Source organism: Streptomyces sp. NPDC038280 (assembly GCF_055600045.1).
This window is the reverse complement of record NZ_JBVJYZ010000003.1, coordinates 386564-402799: the sequence shown is the minus strand read 5'-3', so window position 1 is coordinate 402799 and position 16236 is coordinate 386564. Positions and strand designations below refer to the sequence as shown.

Below are 16236 nucleotides of genomic sequence, written 5' to 3'. Positions count from 1 at the left end.
GCGGGTTGTGATGTACCTGGTCAAAGCACTAATGTCACACCGCCTTGGTGTACGGGAAACCGGTGCGGTACCGGTGCGGCCCTCGCCACTGTGATCGGGAAGTCCGGCTCCATCCACTCGGGGAACGCCCCCGGGGGAAGCCACTGGAACGCCGCGGAACACCGCGGTCTCCGGGAAGGCGGAGCGCCCGGACGGCATCACCCGTAAGCCAGGAGACCGGCCGAGGTGCGCTGTCCATCCACGAGGTGCTGGAGAGGGTCTTCCCAACCATGCATATAGCCGAGGGGTATCTGCCCCCGTTGCACGCGGCCGCCTGGGGCGTCGCTTCCGCCCCCTTCGTCGTTCACGGCGTACGGGCCCTGACCAAGGAGGTCAAGGCCAATCCGGAGTCCACTCTGCTGCTCGGCGCGTCCGGCGCGTTCACGTTCGTCCTGTCCGCGCTCAAGCTTCCCTCGGTGACGGGGAGTTGCTCCCACCCGACCGGGACGGGGCTGGGGGCGATGCTTTTCCGGCCCCCGATCGTGGCGGTCCTGGGCACGATCACCCTGCTCTTCCAGGCGCTGTTGCTCGCGCACGGCGGACTGACCACTCTGGGCGCCAACGCCTTCTCCATGGCGATCGTCGGGCCGTGGGCGGGGTACGGCGTGTACTGGCTCCTGCGGCGGTTCGACGTGCCCCTGATGGTCAGCGTGTTCTTCGGCGCGTTCGTCGCCGACCTGTCGACGTACTGCGTCACCAGTGTCCAGCTCGCGCTGGCGTTCCCCGACCCGAGCAGCGGATTCGTCGGCGCACTGGGGAAGTTCGGGGGCATCTTCGCCGTCACCCAGATCCCGCTGGCCGTCAGCGAGGGGCTGCTCACCGTGCTGGTGATGCGGCTGCTCATCCAGTCGAGCAAGGGTGAACTGACCCGGCTCGGTGTGCTGCTCCAGGGCGGCCGCGCCCGGCGCGAGAACGAGGAAAAGGCGGAGGCGGCGCTCTGATGTCCCGTAACGCGAAGATCAACGCCCTGCTCCTCGTCGTCGTCGCGGCGCTCGCGGTGCTGCCGCTGGTCCTGGGCCTGGGCGACCACAAGGAGGAGCCGTTCACGGGGGCGGACGGTGAGGCCGAAGCGGCCATCACCGAGATGGAGCCGGACTACGAACCCTGGTTCAGCCCGCTGTACGAGCCCCCGTCGGGCGAGATCGAGTCGGCACTGTTCTCGCTCCAGGCGGCCCTGGGCGCCGGAGTCCTCGCGTACTACTTCGGACTCCGCAGGGGGCGCAGGCAGGGCGAGGAGCGCGCGGCCGACCGGGCCGCCAACAGGGCCGGCGAGGCGAAGACACCGGCAGACGACGGCCCGGCCCTCGACGTCCCCGCCCTCGAGGACAGCGGCAGCGCCCGCGCGGACGCGTCCGCCGCCGGCGATCCGCTCGCCTGACCGCCGGTGCTGCCGATCGACGCCGCGGCCCACAGCAGCCGCTGGCGCCGCCGTCATCCGTGCGAGAAGGCCGTTCTGGGCTTCGGGCTGACGCTGTGCGCGGTGTGCCTGCCGCCCTGGCCGGGTGCGGTGCTGGTCGCCGCCGCCACGCTCACCGTGCTTCTCGGGCCCGCCGGGGTCGCGCCGCGCCAGTTGTGGCGGGCGTTCCGCATCCCCCTGGGATTCTGCGTTACGGGAGCGGTACCGCTGCTGTTCCAGGTCGGCGGGGAAGGCGGGTTCGTCACGGTCGCGCCCGGCGGACCGGTGCACGCGGCGGAACTGCTGCTGCGTACGTCGGCGGCCTCGCTCGGGGTGCTGCTGTTCGCCTTCACGACTCCGGTCTCCGATGTCCTGCCCCGGCTGGTGCGGGCGGGTGTCCCCGCGCCGGTCGTGGACGTGGCCTTGGTGATGTACCGGATCAGTTTCCTCCTGCTGGACGCGATGTCCCGGATCCGGCAGGCGCAGGCGGCTCGGCTGGGCCTGACCACCCGGTCGGCCACCTGGCGTTCGCTGGCCGGGCTGGGGGCGACGGCGTTCGTCCGCGCCTTCGACCGTGCCCAGCGGCTGCAGACGGGTCTGGCCGGACGCGGCTACGACGGGACGCTGCGGGTGCTGGTGCCGCGGGCCGTCGTGTCCCGTCGTTTCCTCGCCGCGACGGGGGCGCTGCTCGCGGGCCTCGTCACCCTCACTCTCGTACTCGAAAGGTCCCTGCCATGAGCGCGTCGATGAGCCCGGCCCCAACGGCGGGAGGCGCGGAGTCCGCCGCACGGGCCGCCGTGGCCCCCGTCGTGGAACTGGTCCGGGCGGGCTTCGCCTACGAGGACGGGCCGCCCGTCCTCGCGTCCATCGACTTCGCCGTCCCCGAGGGGCGGGCGATGGCGCTGCTCGGCCGCAACGGCAGCGGCAAGACCACGCTGCTGCGGCTGCTGAGCGGAGGGCTGAAGTGCGGCAGCGGTCGGCTGCGGCTGCGCGGCGAGGACGTGTCGTACGACCGGAAGGGCCTGACCCGGCTGCGTACGCACGTGCAGCTGGTCGTCCAGGACCCCGACGACCAGCTGTTCGCGGCCTCGGTGGGGCAGGACGTCTCCTTCGGCCCGATGAATCTGGGGCTGGCGGAGGAGGAGGTACGGGTCCGGGTGCGGGAGGCCCTGGAGGCGCTGGACATCGTGGCGCTGGAGGACCGGCCGACGCATCTGCTGTCGTACGGGCAGCGCAAGCGCGCGGCCATCGCGGGCGCCGTCGCCATGCGGCCCCGAGTGCTGATCATGGACGAGCCGACGGCGGGTCTGGATCCGCATGGCCAGGAGCGGCTTCTCGATGTGCTCGCGCGGCTGCGCGACTCCGGGACGACCGTGGTGATGGCGACGCACGACGTCGATCTGGCGCTGCGCTGGGCGGACGAGGCCGCGGTGCTCTCCCCCGCCGGGCTGCGCACCGGTCCGGTCGAGGAGCTGCTCACGGACGACGCGCTGCTCGACGCGGCGCGGCTGCGACGGCCCTGGGGGATGGCGGTGGCGGCGGTGCTCCGGGCGCAGGGCCTGCTGGGCGCGGACGAGGCGGGACCGAGGACGCCGGAGGAGCTGAGCCGGTGGGCTGCGGCGGCGCGGGAGGGGTGACGTCGCGGTGTGATGCGCCTCGCGCTTTTGTGCAACTAGTTGCATAAGGGCTTCCCGGTCGTCTAGAACAGGGTGACGACCAGCGCGAGGAGGCGCCCCCATGACCCCGTACCCGCACCTGCTGAGCCCGCTCGACCTCGGGTTCACCACCCTGCCGAACCGGGTGCTCATGGGCTCCATGCACATCGGTCTCGAGGAGGCCGAGAACGGCTTCGAGCGGATGGCCGCCTTCTACGCGGCGCGCGCCCGGGGCGGCGTCGGTCTCATGGTGACCGGTGGCATCGCCCCGAACGACGCCGGACGGCCCTACGACGGCGGTGCCAAGCTCACCACCGAGGAGGAGGCGACCCAGCACCGGGTCGTCACCGACGCCGTCCACGCCGAGGGCGGCCGGATCGCGATGCAGATCCTGCACTTCGGCCGGTACGCGTACCACCCGACCCTGGTCGCGCCCAGCGCCGTCCAGGCGCCCATCAGCCCCTTCGTCCCCCACGCCCTCACCGACGAGGAGGTCGAGCAGACGGTCGAGGACTACGCCCGGTGCGCCGAGCTCGCCAAGTCCGCCGGCTACGACGGCGTCGAGGTCATGGGCTCCGAGGGCTATCTCATCAACGAGTTCATCGCGGCCGCGACCAACCGGCGCGAGGACCGCTGGGGCGGCTCGTACGAGAACCGCGTCCGCTTCCCGCTGGAGATCGTCCGCCGCATCCGTGAGCGGGTCGGCGAGGACTTCATCGTCATCTACCGGCTGTCGATGCTGGACCTGGTACCCGGCGGCTCGACCCTCGAAGAGGTCGTCGCCCTCGCCAAGGAGATCGAGGCGGCCGGCGCGACGATCATCAACACGGGCATCGGCTGGCACGAGGCCCGCATCCCGACCATCGCGACGTCGGTGCCGCGCGGCGCGTACACCTGGGTGACGAAGAAGCTGATGGGCGCCGTGTCCGTGCCGCTGGTCACCAGCAACCGCATCAACACTCCCGAGGTCGCCGAGCGGCTGCTCGCCGAGGGCCGCGCGGACATGGTGTCGATGGCCCGGCCGTTCCTGGCCGACCCCGACTTCGTCGCCAAGGCGCGGGAGGACCGCGCCGACACCATCAACACCTGCATCGGCTGCAACCAGGCCTGCCTGGACCACACCTTCAGCGGCAAGATCACCTCCTGCCTGGTCAACCCGCGCGCCTGCCACGAGACCGAGCTCGTCCTCTCCCCCACCCGGCTGGCCAAGCGGGTCGCCGTCGTCGGCGCCGGGCCGGCGGGGCTCGCCTGCGCCGTCTCGGCGGCCGAGCGCGGCCACGACGTGACGCTGTTCGACGCCGCCGCGGAGATCGGCGGGCAGCTGAACATCGCCAAGCGGGTCCCGGGCAAGGAGGAGTTCGACGAGACCCTGCGCTACTTCCGTACGCAGCTGGACCTGCGCGGAGTCGAGGTCCGGCTGAACACGGTGGCCACCGCCGAGCTGCTCGCCGGCTTCGACGAGGTCGTCGTCGCCACCGGTGTCACCCCGCGCACCCCCGTCATCGAGGGCATCGACCACCCGAGCGTCGTCAGCTATCTGGACGTCCTGCGTGACGGGGCGCCGGTCGGCGAGCGCGTCGCCATCATCGGCGCCGGCGGCATCGGCTTCGACGTCGCCGAATTCCTCACCGACGGTGGCGAGGAAGCGAGCCAGGACCCCGAGACGTACTTCCGGCTGTGGGGCGTCGACACGGAGTACGCGACGCGCGGCGGACTGCGCGCGCCCGAGCGTCCGAAGCCGCCGCGCACGGTGCACCTGCTCCAGCGCAAGAACTCCAAGGTCGGCGCCGGACTTGGCAAGACGACCGGCTGGATCCACCGCACCGAGCTGAAGCACCGGGGCGTGACGATGGTCGCGGGCGCGTCGTACGAGCGGATCGACGACCAGGGCCTGCACATCACCGTCGACGGCGAGCGGCAGACCGTGCCGGTGGACACCGTCGTGCTCTGCACCGGCCAGGAGCCCCGCCGCGAGCTGTTCGACGAGCTGTCGGCGGCCGGGCTCTCCGTCCACCTCATCGGCGGGGCGGACGTGGCCGCGGAGCTGGACGCCAAGCGCGCGATCGACCAGGGCACCCGGCTGGCGGCGGCGCTGTGACCCGCTGTCCCTAGGATGCGGTCATGTCACTCCCGCACGCGATCCTGACCGCCCTGCTCGAGAAGCCCTCGTCGGGTCTCGAACTGACGCGTCGCTTCGACCGGTCGATCGGCTACTTCTGGTCGGCCACGCACCAGCAGATCTATCGCGAACTGGGAAAGCTGGAGCAGGCGGGGCACATCCGTGCCCTGCCCGCCCGGGCGCCGGCCCGTGGGCAGAAGAAGGAGTACGAGGTCCTGCCGGCCGGGCGCGCCGAGCTGACCGAGTGGGTGGCCGCCCGCGAGGACCCCAAGCCGGTGCGGGACGCCCTGTTGCTGCGGATGCGCGCGGCGGCGGTGGTCGGCACGCAGGGCCTCCGGGACGAACTGAACCGGCACCTCGGGCTGCACCGGCGCCAGCTGGACGAGTACCTGGCGATCGAGGAACGGCACTTCCCCCCGGAGCGGAACACCACGGAGGACCGGCTGCGGCACGTGGTCCTGCGGGGCGGGATCGACATGGAACGCTTCTGGATCGAGTGGCTGACCCATGCGCTGAAGGAACTGGACGAGCCGGGGCAGGGGGAGTAGACGGGGGCCGGGCCTGGTCGGGCGGGCGGCCTCGAGTCCCGGCGGGGAGCGTTTGCGGCGGCTCGGCGCCCGCGACGTTCCCGCACCGACCGTGGATACTGGTCAGTCCTAGATCAAGAGCGTGAAGGGGCGGGCATGGGCGAGCAGTTGGGAACGGGACACGGGGTGGGGCCGCGGACACGGCACGCGGTGGTCGTCGGGGGAAGCCTCGCGGGGCTGCTCGCGGCCCGGGTCCTCGCCGAGCACGCGGAGCGTGTGACGATCGTCGAGCGGGACCGCCTGCCCGAAGGCGCCGACCCCCGGCCCGGCGTCCCCCAGGGCCGCCACCTCCATGTCCTGCTGGAGGGCGGCCAGAGCGCGCTCGACGAGCTGCTTCCGGGCCTTGTCGACGAACTGCGCGAGCAGGGCGCGCCCAGGGTCGGCGTGCCCAGGGACGTCATCCAGTGGCAGAACGGCCGCTGGTTCCGCCGGATGCCCGCGACCTCGCACTTCTTCACCGGCTCGCGCCCCCAGTTCGAGGCGCTGGTGCGCCGGCGGGTGCTCGCGGACCCGCGGATCGGGACGGTCCAGGGCTCGGAGGTCGTGGGCCTGCTCGGCGACTCGTCCCGCGTGCGGGGCGTGCTGCTGCGCGAGCGGGGGGCGGACGCCCCGAAGGAACCCCGCCCACTGGAGGCCGATCTGGTGGTGGACGCCTCCGGCCGGGGCACCCGCGCGCCCGACTGGCTGGCCGCGATCGGCGCCGAGGCGCCGCACGAGGAGACCCTGGACACCGGCCTCGCCTACGCCACCCGGGTCTACAGGGACACGAAGGGCACCCTGGGTCCCGACGTGCGCGGCTACTACATCGTCCCCAACCCCCGCCAGGTGTACGGCGGTGTGGCGCTGCCCATCGAGGACGGCCGGGTGCTCGTGACCCTGTCGGGCCTCAGGGGCTGCGAACCGCCCACGGACGCGGCCGGGTTCGAGGAGTTCGCCGGCCGGCTCCCGCACCCCATCCTGCGGGAGTGGATCGCCGGGGCCGAGCCCGACTCGGCCGTGCACGGTTTCCGCAACACGGCCAACATCCGCCGCCGCTACGACCGTCCGGGCCGCCGCCCGGCCGGCTTCCTGGCGACGGGCGACGCCCTCTGCGCCTTCAACCCGATCTACGGACAGGGCATGGCGGTCGCCGCGATCAGCGCCGTCGCGCTGCGCCGGGCGCTGGCCGACCCGCGGCGCACCCCGACCACCCGCCGCGTGCAGCGGGCCCTGTTCGACGCGTCGCGGCAGGCGTGGGACATCTCCTCGGGGGCGGACAAGAACATGCCGGGGGCTCAGGGGGACGCGGCGCGGGTCAGGATGGCGGACAAGCCGGCCGGCTGGTACCTCAAGCGCGTCCAGGAGCGGTACTCCGGCGACCCCGTCGTGGGAGCGGCGTTCCGTTCCGTACTGACCCTGAGCGCTCCGCTGACCTCGCTCTTCGCGCCGAGGGTGGCCCGCGCGGTGCTGTTCGGACCAGCCCCCAGGACGCCGCACGAGCCGCCGCTGAAGCCCGAGCCGGCGGAAGAGACCCGGTAATCCGGCCATCTCCGGGCGCCCCCGCCCCGGGGCGCCCGGGCCGGTCCCGGAGTTCATGGGCCGCGACGCCTCCCCGCCGCGGCGGCGCTGCCCCGTTTCGGCCAGACTCCGGGACCTCTCTTCCATAAAGGTTTAGACCAATGATAGAGATTGATCACCCACACGGGCCATCCGGTCACACTGAGCGAAGAGACCGAAGAGAGGGTTGATCATGGCTGAGCCCGATCGCGACCTGACCGAGCTTCCGCTCTACCTCCGCGTCGCCGCCGCACTGACGGACGACCTCACCCACCGGCGCATCGCCCCGGGCAGCCGGCTTCCGTCGGAACGGTCCATGGCGCACCGCTTCCGCGTCAACCGGCAGACGGTCCGCAGCGCGCTGCAACTCCTGCGCGACCAGCGGCTCGTCGTCACCGACCGGCGCGGGACCTTCGCCGCCTCCGGCGAACACGAGCCGCAGGGACCGGTACTGACTCCGAGTCAGCAGTACTTCCCGGGCGGTACGGAGGCGAGCGGCGCGCTGGTCCGCGCGGGGCTCACCTGGGAGGCGCCGGCCGTCGACCTCGCCGCCCGGCTCGCCCTCGCGCCCGGCGAGCCCACCCTGGTCCACCACCACCGGGTCCTGACGCCGAACGGGACTCCGGTGCAGCGGTCCGTCTCCCGGTTCTCCGCCCACGCGCTGGCGGAGATCCCCGAACTGCGCCGTTACCGGCAGGGCAACGACTGCGGGCAGCAACCCGACCTGCGGCTGCTCTACCACTGGATGCATCAGGCCGGACTGCGGCTGACCCGGCGGGAGACGATCGGGGTCCAGCAGCCGGCGCCCTACGACCGGGACGGCGCCGCCCGGCTGGCCGTCCACCGGGTGGTGAGCGACCAGCACGGGCACGCGCTGGAGATCACGGACATCGATTTCGCCGGGCACTCGGCCGACTGGACCTACGAGTTCTCCGGCTGAGCACGCCCGCGGTGCGGGCGGCGGGTCAGACGATGCCCTCGGCGATCTCCGCCTGCTCGCGGGCGTTGCCGTACGCCGAAGGAGTCCCGTACGAGCGACGGGCGACGTACCACCAGACACTGGCGAGGACCAGCACCACGGCCAGCGCGATCACCGCGTAGTTCATGGAGTCGATGGTGACCGGTGACTTCTGCGGCAGGCAGAAGAGGACCGTGACGAGAGCCACCCAGATCACGGCCGTCCAGCCGATGGGCTTGCTCCAGCGGCCCAGGCTCCACGGACCGGGCTGGAAGCGGTCGCCGGCGCGCAGGCGCAGATAGATCGGGATGGCGTAGGCGGGGGTGATGCCGATGACGTTGATGGCGGTCACCGCGCCGTAGGCGGTGGCGGAGTACAGCGACGGCACGGCGAGTACACCGGCCACGACGACCGACAGCCAGACGGCCGGGACGGGTGTCTGGGTACGGCTGCTGACCTTCCGCCACAGCGCGGAGCCGGGCAGCGCGTTGTCCCGGCTGAAGGCGAAGACCATGCGGCTGGCGGCGGCGACCTCGGCGTTGCCGCAGAAGAGCTGCGCCACGATCACGACGAGCAGCAGCGCGGTGGCGCCGCCGGAGCCGAGCGCGTCGAGGAAGATCTGGGCGGGCGGGACGCCGGTCGCGCTGCCCTGGGTGGCCGCGTAGTCCTGGATCGCGAAGGTCAGTCCGACGAGCAGGGCGAAGCCGGCGATCCAGGAGACCCAGATGGCGCGGACGATGCCCTTGGCGGCGGTGACGGAGGCGTTGGACGTCTCCTCCGAGAGGTGGGCGGAGGCGTCGTAGCCGGAGAAGGTGTACTGCGCGAGCAGCAGGCCGACGGCCGCCACGTAGAACGGGTTCGCCCAGCCGGTGTCGTTGACGAACTCGGTGAAGACGAATCGCGGGGTCTGGTGGTGGTCCGGGACGATCGCCAGCGCGCCGACGATCACGGCGACACCTGCCAGGTGCCACCACACGCTGATCGAGTTGAGGACGCTGACGAGCCGGACGCCGAAGAGGTTGAGGACCGCGTGCAGCAGCAGGATGCACAGGAAGATCAGGAAGGTGGAACCGGCCGTGGGCTCGAAGCCCCACTGGAGGTTCAGGAAGGCGCCGGTGAAGAGGGCCGCGCCGTAGTCGATTCCGGCGATCGCGCCGAGCAGGCCGAGCAGGTTGAGCCATCCGGTGTACCAGCCCCAGCGGCGCCCTCCGAGCCGGTCGGCCATGTAGTAGAGCGCTCCGGAGGTGGGATAGGCGCTGGTCACCTCGGCGAGCGCGAGGCCCACGCACAGGACGAACAGGCCGACGCCCGCCCACCCCCACATCATCACGGCCGGGCCTCCCGTGCCCAGGCCGAAGCCGTACAGCGTCATGCAGCCGGAGAGGACGGATATGACGGAGAAGCTGATCGCGAAATTCCCGAAGCCTCCCATCCGGCGGGCGAGGACCGGCTGGTAGCCGAGTTCCCTCAGCCGTTCCTCCTCGTCGTGCTGGGGGACGTGCCGATCCTGGCCGGCGGCCCATGCGGTACGGGACAAGGCGGTACCTCCGAAAGACGGTGGAGCAGGGGGACGGGGCGGTGCGGCGGTGCGGGGGCGTGCGGTTCAGCGGTACCGGTCGTTCCCCAGGCTGCGGCCGCGCGCCCGGAGGAACACCTCCTCGGCCAGCGCCTGGTCGGCCGGGTCACGGGTGCGGTACGCCCAGGGAAGAGTGGCCCAGTAGGGTCCGAGAGCCGTGAACACCCGGGCCGCTTCGTCGAAGTGGAGCGCTCCCCAGAGGGCGTGTGCCAGATGGTTCAGATCCAGTAGGGACGCCTCCGACAGGTCGGTGTACGCGAACCACGTGTCGAGGGCCCGCTGGGCGTCGCGGGTGGCGTCCTCCGCGACCCAGTGCAGATCGAGCGCCCTCTCCTGGCCGCCCTCACGACGGTAGCGCTCGACCCGGACGTAGAGCGGCAGGACGTGAAGGGCCGAACCGGCCGGAGCCGAACCAGCCGCCCACTGGGCGAAGTTGACCGCTTCCGAGAGCGGTCCGGCACTGCGCCCGTACACGAACTGCAGCATCCGGTGGTAGGCCTCGCGGTTGTACGGGTCGCGCTTGTCGGCCTCCGCGAGCAGGCCCCAGGGGCCCGGCGGCAGCATCGGCCCCGGAGGCGCCAGCCGGTGCTCCTCCATGCGCTGGCGTTCGTCGAGCACGGCGAGGGCGAGGAGACACACCCAGGGGACCGGGTCGGACGGCGAGGTGTGGGCGGCGAGGCGGCAGGCCGACCAGGCCCCCTGCCACAGCTCGCGGGTGCGCGGGTGCGCGGCGCGGTGGGCGCGCACGGCCCGTTCGACGGCGACGCGGGTCTGCATCACGGTCGCGGCGACGCTGTCGGGTTCCTCGGCCTGCCAGGCCTGCACGACGTCGGAGCCGGCGGCGACGGCGGCCAGCACCTGGGTGCGCCGGGTCCACTGCGCCCAGTCGGTGGTGTCGGCGAGCAGCTGTGCCATCGACACCCAGCGGCCGGTCCGCAGGTCCTGCACGGCGACGCGCAGCGCGTTGTCGTGCCCTGCCGGGTGGTAGACGGGCCGGAAGTCGTTGCCCGCCATCACCCCGCCCAGGTCGGCGTGCGGCCCGGCGGCGCGGGTCTTGCGACGGTCGTGGTCATGGGTCCTCGATCACTGGGGTGGGGCGGCCCGGCGGTGACTGCGACGCTGCAGAACCGCCGTTGGACCCCGGCCTGGTCACGTGCCGTTGATCGGCGATCACTATAGAGGCCGCCGGACGCCGGCGATCCATTTTTCTGTTCGAACACAACTATTCGGCCACGGCCGGAATTTGGCTGACTGTCAGCGGTCTCGGAGAGTCCGGTGGAACCTTGACGCCGCCGACTCGGCTGATGAAGGCTTCGGTCGACGATCAAGGCCTCGACGGATTCCCGGGGCCGGACAGGAGTGGACGATGACGGGTCCCGTACTGGCCGTGGATCAGGGCACCTCGGGGACGAAGGCTCTGGTCGTCTGTCCGGAGCGCGGTGTGATCGGCTCGGGCTCCGCGCCGGTACGACCCCGCTACCTGCCGGGAGGCCGGGTCGAGGTCGACCCCCGCGACCTGCTCGCGTCGGTCATCGACGCAGGGCGCGAGGCGCTCGCCGCCGCGGGGGAACCCGTGACGGCCCTCGGTCTGGCCAATCAGGGCGAGACCGTGCTCGCCTGGGACCCGGCCACCGGTGAGCCGCTGACCGACGCGTTGGTCTGGCAGGACCGGCGGGCCGAATCGCTCTGCGCCGAACTCGCCCCGCACGCCGACGCGTTGCGCGACCTCACCGGCCTGCCCCTCGACCCGTACTTCGCCGCACCCAAGATGGCCTGGATCCGCCGCCATCTCACCGCCGAGGGCGTGGTGACGACCAGCGACGCCTGGCTCGTCCACCGCCTCACCGGCGCGTTCGTCACCGACGCCGCCACCGCCGGCCGCACCCAGCTGCTCGACCTGGACACCGTCGCCTGGTCGCGGGCTGCCCTGGACGTCTTCGGCCTGTCGGATGAGCGGCTGCCGGGCGTCGTCGACGCGGACGCGCCGGTCGGTGTCACGACCGCGTTCGGCCCCGAGATCCCGCTGACCGGACTGCTCGTGGACCAGCAGGCCGCGCTGCTCGCGCAGAGCGTCACCGAGCCGGGAGCGGCCAAGTGCACCTACGGGACAGGGGCGTTCCTGCTCGCCCAGAGCGGACCGCTCCCCCGCCGCAGCGGCACCGGGCTGGTCGGCTGTGTGGCATGGCGGCTGCGGGGAGGGACCCGCTACTGCCTCGACGGGCAGGTGTACACCGCCGCGTCCGCCGTCCGCTGGCTCACCGATCTCGGGGTGCTGTCGGGCGCCGAGGACATCGACGCCGTGGGCGGGGCCGTGCCGGACGCGGGCGGTGTCACCTTCGTACCCGCGCTCGCCGGTCTGGCCGCGCCCTGGTGGCGGGGCGATGTCCGGGGATCGATGACGGGTCTCGGGCTCGACACGACCGCCGGACATCTGGTCCGGGCGCTGTGCGACGGAATCGCCGCGCAGGTCGTCGGACTCGCCGACGCGGTCGCCGCCGACCTCGGGGCGCCCCTCACCACGCTCCGGGTCGATGGCGGACTGACCCGGTCCGCCCTACTGATGCAGACCCAGGCCGACCTCCTCCAGATCCCGGTGGAGGTGTCGGCGCTGCCTGATGTCACCGCGCTCGGCGTGGCGGCGGTCGCCCGGCTGGGGCAGGACCCCTCGCTCACCGTGGACGAGGCCGTACCGGAGTGGAAGCCGTCGGCCGTCTACGAGCCACGCGTCCCGGCGGATCGGGCGGCGGAGCGGCTCGCTCGGTTCAGGACGGCGGTCGCCAACCTCGTCGACGGCCCCGCCGACGAAGCCCCGGCCCTTCCCGGCCCGGCATGACCCTCACCACGGTCGGCGCGCTCCCCGGCGAGGTCTACGACGTCACGGTCGTCGGCGCGGGAGTGGTGGGCTCGGCGATCGCCCGTGAACTGGCCCGCTATCCACTGCGCACAGCGCTCGTCGAGGCGTCCGACGACGTCGGCGACGGGACGTCCAAGGCCAACACCGCCATCCTGCACACCGGTTTCGACGCCGTACCCGGGTCCCTCGAAGCCGGTCTCGTACGGGACGGACAGCGGCGGCTGTCCGCGTACGCCGCCGAGGCGGGCATCCCGGTCGAGCCGCTCGGCGCCCTGCTCGTCGCCTGGGACCAGGAGCAGCTCGCCGCGCTCGACGGCCTCGCGCGGAAGGCCGGACGCAACGGTTACCGGGACGCGCGGATCATCGGCCCAAAGGAGGTACGGGCGCGCGAGCCGCACCTCGGGCCCGGCGTCCTCGGCGCGCTGGACGTGCCCGGCGAGGCCGTCATCTGTCCGTGGACGACGACGCTCGCCTACGCGACCCAAGCCGTCCGCAGCGGCGTCGACCTCCACCTGAACTGCCGGGTGGAGTCCGTGGTGGCCGGTGAGCCGCACACCCTCGTCACCGGCCGGGGGCAGCTGCGGACCCGTCACCTCGTCAACGCGGCCGGGCTGTACGCGGACGTGTTCGACCGGCTGCTCGGCCATCACGACTTCACCGTGACGCCCCGGCGCGGCCAGCTGATCGTCTTCGACGCGTTCGCCCGCTCCCTGGTGAACCACATCCTGCTGCCGGTGCCCGGGGCGCTCGGCAAGGGGGTCCTGGTGGCGCCGACGGTGTACGGAAAGGTGCTGCTCGGGCCGACGGCGGAGGACCTGGACGACAGGACGGCCACCGGCTCGACCGCGGAAGGGCTCGCGCTCCTGCGGGAGAAGGGCGGACGGATCGTGCCCGAGCTGCTGGACGAGGAGGTCACCGCGGTGTACGCGGGACTGCGGGCGGCCACCGGGCACGAGGACTACCGGATCGCCGGACACCCGGATCAGAGGTACGTGACGGTGGGCGGGATCCGTTCGACGGGGCTGACGGCGTCGATGGCGATCGCCGCGCACGTGGTGGAGCTGCTGCGCGACGGCGGCCTGGAGGCGCGTAGGCCGGGCGCACTGGCCCCGGTGCGGATGCCCAACCTCGGCGAGGCGTTCCCGCGCCCGTACCGCAGCGCCGAACTGATCGCCGGGGACCCGGAGTACGGCACGCTGGTCTGCCACTGCGAGCGCGTGTCGCGTGGCGAGATCCGCGACGCGCTCACCAGCACGATCCCGCCCGGCTCCCTCGACGGGCTGCGCCGCCGTACCCGGGCGCGCGGTGGACGCTGCCAGGGGTTCTCCTGCGGGGCGGCGGTCCGCGCGCTGTTCGAGGAGTGTGCGCCATGAGCCGTGCCGTCACCGTCGACGTGCTCATCGTCGGGGCGGGGCCGGCCGGGCTCTCGGCCGCGGCGCGCCTGGCAGCCGCGGGCGCGGGCAGGGTGGAGGTCCTGGAACGCGACTCCGTCGCCGGGGGCGTGCCCCACCACTGTCACCACGGCCGCTTCGGGCTGCGGGAGCTGGGCGGGACGGTCCGGGGGCCGGTCTACGCCCGTCGGCTCGTGGACGCGGCCGTACGGGCCGGTGCCACGGTCCGTACCGGTGTCACGGCCACCGGGTGGGCCGGTCCCCTGACCCTCGACACCACGAGCCCGGCCGGTCTGCAGCGGATCACCGCCCGCGCGGTCGTCCTGGCCACCGGCGCCCGGGAGCGGCCACGCAGCGCCCGTCTGGTGCCGGGCTCACGCCCGGCGGGTGTGCTCACCACCGGCGAGCTCCAGCGGACCGTCCACCTCCACGGCATGGCGGTCGGCCACCGGGCGGTCGTGGTCGGCGGAGAGCCGGTCGCGCACCAGGCCGCTCGCACGCTCGCCGGGGCGGGTGTCAGGGTGGCGGCGATGGTCACCGAGCACCCGGACACCCCCCTGCTCCGGCGTCTCCCGTTCCCCGTGCTGACCGGCGCCACCGTCAGCGAACTCGTGGGCCGGGGCCGTCTGTCGGGGGTGCGTGTGCGTCACCGTGACGGCCGGACCGGGACGCTGGGCTGCGACACGGTCGTCTTCACCGGCGACTGGATCCCGGACCACGAACTGGCCCGGTACGGCGGCCTCGTCCTCGACCCCGGCACCCGAGGCCCGTCCGTCGACACGGCGTTCCGTACGACGGGCCCCGGCGTCTTCGCGGTCGGCAACGCCCTCCACGGCATCGAGCGGGCCGGCGCCGCGGCCGCCGGGGGACGGGCGGTCGCCGCCTCCGTCCTGAGCCACCTCGGGGGTGCTCCCTGGCCCGCCCCGGGCGTGGCGCTGGTGGCACGGGATCCGCTGGCCTGGGTGGCGCCGAACCGGATCACCGGGCCGGCCGCCGGAGCGTTTCTGGTGCGCGCGGGCCGTACGGGGGCGAGCGGGACGGTGACGTTCAGCCAGGACGGCCGTGTGCTGCACCGCGCCCGGCTCCGGGGCCCTGCTTCGCCGTCCCGGTCCGTCCGGGTAGCGGCCGGATGGGCGAGCGGAGTGGACCTGTCGGGCGGGCCCGTCGTGGTCGACGTCGTCTGAGCGTCCGTGTCCGAGTGTCCGTACGCCGGGGCGGGGACGCCCGGTCCGTGCGCGGAGGGTCCCCGGCCGGTGGCGCGCCCGTCCGTGCTCACCGAGACTTGACGGCATGCCGGACAAGCGAAGCGCGGGTCTTCTTCTGTACCGCGAGGCGGACGGCGGCTTCGAGGTGCTCATCGCCCATATGGGCGGGCCCTTCTGGTCGTCGCGCGACGCGGCCGCCTGGTCGATCCCGAAGGGTGAGTACGCGGCCGACGAGACGCCCGAGGCGGCCGCGCGCCGTGAGTTCCAGGAGGAGCTGGGGCTCGCGCCGCCCGACGGGGAGGCCGTGCCGCTGGGAGAGGTCCGGCAGGCGGGCGGCAAGACCGTCTCGGTCTGGGCGGTCGAGGGGAACCTCGATCCCACCGCGGTGGTGCCGGGCACGTTCACCATGGAGTGGCCGCGCGGCTCCGGGACACTGCGGGAGTTCCCGGAGGTCGACCGGGTCGGCTGGTTCCCTCCTGAGGCCGCCGCGCCGCTGCTCGTCGCGGGGCAGCGGGTGTTCCTCGAACGGCTCGCCGCACACCTCGCCGGGGCCGGTGACGGCTGATTGTCAGACCCGTGCGAGAGGGTGGAAGGCGCCAACCTGTCGAGAGGGAGCCCGACATGACGACCATCACCGCCCGTGAGCGCGCCGCGGCCCAGGCCTACATCCGTCTGATGGAGACCGCACAGGCCGTTCTCTCCGATCCCGGCCTCGCACCCATGGCCGGGGTGGTGCTGAGGAACCCCATGGCAGAGGCCGACGAAGCGCTGCGCGCGGCCGGTCTCTGCGGGAACGAAGCCCATCTGCTCCGCCTTGTGTCCGCACTGCGGAGCACACCGAAAACCCACGCGTAGCCTGCCCTGACGGCTGGTATTTCGGCTTGTGTACGTATGTTCCAGCGCCGGATCCGGCCCGCATA

At 72.9% G+C, this 16236-nt stretch carries 15 protein-coding genes and 1 riboswitch; of the genes, 13 read left to right on the top strand and 2 right to left on the bottom strand.

Annotation, left to right across the window (positions count from 1 at the left end; translation table 11 throughout):
* Window positions 1-28 precede the first annotated feature (28 nt).
* Window positions 29-239, top strand: a riboswitch (cobalamin riboswitch).
* Window positions 240-269: 30 nt separating this feature from the next.
* The 8 genes from ACZ7J0_RS10135 (at window position 270) to ACZ7J0_RS10100 (ending at window position 8272) form a co-directional block, all read left to right on the top strand.
* On the top strand, window positions 270-980 hold the full coding sequence (locus ACZ7J0_RS10135; protein WP_470885794.1) for an energy-coupling factor ABC transporter permease: 711 nt from the start codon (window positions 270-272) through the stop codon (window positions 978-980).
* The gene (locus ACZ7J0_RS10130; RefSeq protein ID WP_470885792.1) at window positions 980-1417 is read left to right on the top strand and encodes an energy-coupling factor ABC transporter substrate-binding protein; all 438 of its coding nucleotides are present in this window, start codon (window positions 980-982) and stop codon (window positions 1415-1417) included. Before ACZ7J0_RS10135 ends, ACZ7J0_RS10130 begins: the two co-directional genes overlap by 1 nt.
* Before the next feature lie 6 nt (window positions 1418-1423).
* A complete protein-coding gene (cbiQ, locus tag ACZ7J0_RS10125; protein WP_470885790.1) occupies window positions 1424-2173 on the top strand; it encodes a cobalt ECF transporter T component CbiQ in 750 nt (249 codons plus the stop codon).
* A gap of 8 nt (window positions 2174-2181) precedes the next feature.
* Entirely contained in the window at window positions 2182-3072 is an 891-nt protein-coding gene (locus ACZ7J0_RS10120) for an energy-coupling factor ABC transporter ATP-binding protein (protein WP_470886053.1), read from the top strand.
* A gap of 100 nt (window positions 3073-3172) precedes the next feature.
* Entirely contained in the window at window positions 3173-5188 is a 2016-nt protein-coding gene (locus tag ACZ7J0_RS10115; RefSeq protein ID WP_470885788.1) for an NADPH-dependent 2,4-dienoyl-CoA reductase, read from the top strand.
* A 23-nt stretch (window positions 5189-5211) separates the two neighbouring features.
* On the top strand, window positions 5212-5757 hold the full coding sequence (locus ACZ7J0_RS10110) for a PadR family transcriptional regulator (protein ID WP_470885786.1): 546 nt from the start codon (window positions 5212-5214) through the stop codon (window positions 5755-5757).
* Between the two features lie 135 nt (window positions 5758-5892).
* Window positions 5893-7314, top strand: coding sequence for an NAD(P)/FAD-dependent oxidoreductase (locus ACZ7J0_RS10105; protein WP_470885784.1), 1422 nt, complete (start codon window positions 5893-5895; stop codon window positions 7312-7314).
* 211 nt (window positions 7315-7525) lie between these two features.
* Window positions 7526-8272 (top strand): GntR family transcriptional regulator, encoded by a 747-nt coding sequence (locus ACZ7J0_RS10100; protein WP_470885782.1) that lies wholly within the window; start codon window positions 7526-7528, stop codon window positions 8270-8272.
* 25 nt (window positions 8273-8297) lie between these two features.
* On the opposite strand, the gene ACZ7J0_RS10095 is transcribed toward ACZ7J0_RS10100, so the two are convergent.
* Together ACZ7J0_RS10095 and ACZ7J0_RS10090 are read right to left on the bottom strand one after the other, a co-directional pair.
* Window positions 8298-9722: an amino acid permease gene (locus ACZ7J0_RS10095; RefSeq protein WP_470886051.1), complete on the bottom strand. Its 1425-nt coding sequence runs from the start codon at window positions 9720-9722 to the stop codon at window positions 8298-8300.
* A 171-nt stretch (window positions 9723-9893) separates the two neighbouring features.
* Window positions 9894-10880, bottom strand: a complete 987-nt coding sequence (locus ACZ7J0_RS10090) for a hypothetical protein (RefSeq protein WP_470885780.1) — start codon at window positions 10878-10880, stop codon at window positions 9894-9896.
* 352 nt (window positions 10881-11232) lie between these two features.
* Here ACZ7J0_RS10090 and ACZ7J0_RS10085 point away from each other — a divergent pair, with 352 nt between their 5' ends.
* The 5 genes from ACZ7J0_RS10085 to ACZ7J0_RS10065 all read left to right on the top strand — a co-directional run bounded on the left by ACZ7J0_RS10085 (window position 11233) and on the right by ACZ7J0_RS10065 (window position 16171).
* Complete coding sequence (locus tag ACZ7J0_RS10085; RefSeq protein WP_470885778.1) at window positions 11233-12699, top strand: FGGY family carbohydrate kinase; 1467 nt, start codon at window positions 11233-11235, stop codon at window positions 12697-12699.
* Window positions 12696-14093 (top strand): FAD-dependent oxidoreductase, encoded by a 1398-nt coding sequence (locus ACZ7J0_RS10080; protein WP_470885776.1) that lies wholly within the window; start codon window positions 12696-12698, stop codon window positions 14091-14093. The genes ACZ7J0_RS10085 and ACZ7J0_RS10080 overlap by 4 nt, the downstream gene beginning before the upstream one ends.
* Entirely contained in the window at window positions 14090-15295 is a 1206-nt protein-coding gene (locus tag ACZ7J0_RS10075) for an NAD(P)/FAD-dependent oxidoreductase (RefSeq protein ID WP_470885774.1), read from the top strand. Before ACZ7J0_RS10080 ends, ACZ7J0_RS10075 begins: the two co-directional genes overlap by 4 nt.
* 106 nt (window positions 15296-15401) lie before the next feature.
* A complete protein-coding gene (locus ACZ7J0_RS10070) occupies window positions 15402-15881 on the top strand; it encodes an NUDIX hydrolase (RefSeq protein ID WP_470885772.1) in 480 nt (159 codons plus the stop codon).
* 56 nt (window positions 15882-15937) lie between these two features.
* Window positions 15938-16171 (top strand): hypothetical protein, encoded by a 234-nt coding sequence (locus ACZ7J0_RS10065; protein ID WP_468707767.1) that lies wholly within the window; start codon window positions 15938-15940, stop codon window positions 16169-16171.
* Window positions 16172-16236: the final 65 nt, after the last annotated feature.

Excerpts from the sequence above, each read along its gene's own strand:
- ACZ7J0_RS10100 (WP_470885782.1), top strand. The coding sequence starts at position 7,526 with ATGGCTGAGCCCGATCGCGACCTGACCGAGCTTCCGCTCTACCTCCGC.
- ACZ7J0_RS10135 (WP_470885794.1), top strand. The coding sequence starts at position 270 with ATGCATATAGCCGAGGGGTATCTGCCCCCGTTGCACGCGGCCGCCTGG.
- ACZ7J0_RS10110 (WP_470885786.1), top strand. The coding sequence starts at position 5,212 with ATGTCACTCCCGCACGCGATCCTGACCGCCCTGCTCGAGAAGCCCTCG.
- ACZ7J0_RS10120 (WP_470886053.1), top strand. The coding sequence starts at position 2,182 with ATGAGCCCGGCCCCAACGGCGGGAGGCGCGGAGTCCGCCGCACGGGCC.
- ACZ7J0_RS10080 (WP_470885776.1), top strand. The coding sequence starts at position 12,696 with ATGACCCTCACCACGGTCGGCGCGCTCCCCGGCGAGGTCTACGACGTC.
- ACZ7J0_RS10130 (WP_470885792.1), top strand. The coding sequence starts at position 980 with ATGTCCCGTAACGCGAAGATCAACGCCCTGCTCCTCGTCGTCGTCGCG.
- ACZ7J0_RS10115 (WP_470885788.1), top strand. The coding sequence starts at position 3,173 with ATGACCCCGTACCCGCACCTGCTGAGCCCGCTCGACCTCGGGTTCACC.
- ACZ7J0_RS10070 (WP_470885772.1), top strand. The coding sequence starts at position 15,402 with ATGCCGGACAAGCGAAGCGCGGGTCTTCTTCTGTACCGCGAGGCGGAC.
- ACZ7J0_RS10105 (WP_470885784.1), top strand. The coding sequence starts at position 5,893 with ATGGGCGAGCAGTTGGGAACGGGACACGGGGTGGGGCCGCGGACACGG.
- ACZ7J0_RS10095 (WP_470886051.1), bottom strand. The coding sequence starts at position 9,722 with ATGGGAGGCTTCGGGAATTTCGCGATCAGCTTCTCCGTCATATCCGTC.
- ACZ7J0_RS10090 (WP_470885780.1), bottom strand. The coding sequence starts at position 10,880 with ATGGCGGGCAACGACTTCCGGCCCGTCTACCACCCGGCAGGGCACGAC.
- ACZ7J0_RS10065 (WP_468707767.1), top strand. The coding sequence starts at position 15,938 with ATGACGACCATCACCGCCCGTGAGCGCGCCGCGGCCCAGGCCTACATC.
- ACZ7J0_RS10075 (WP_470885774.1), top strand. The coding sequence starts at position 14,090 with ATGAGCCGTGCCGTCACCGTCGACGTGCTCATCGTCGGGGCGGGGCCG.
- ACZ7J0_RS10085 (WP_470885778.1), top strand. The coding sequence starts at position 11,233 with ATGACGGGTCCCGTACTGGCCGTGGATCAGGGCACCTCGGGGACGAAG.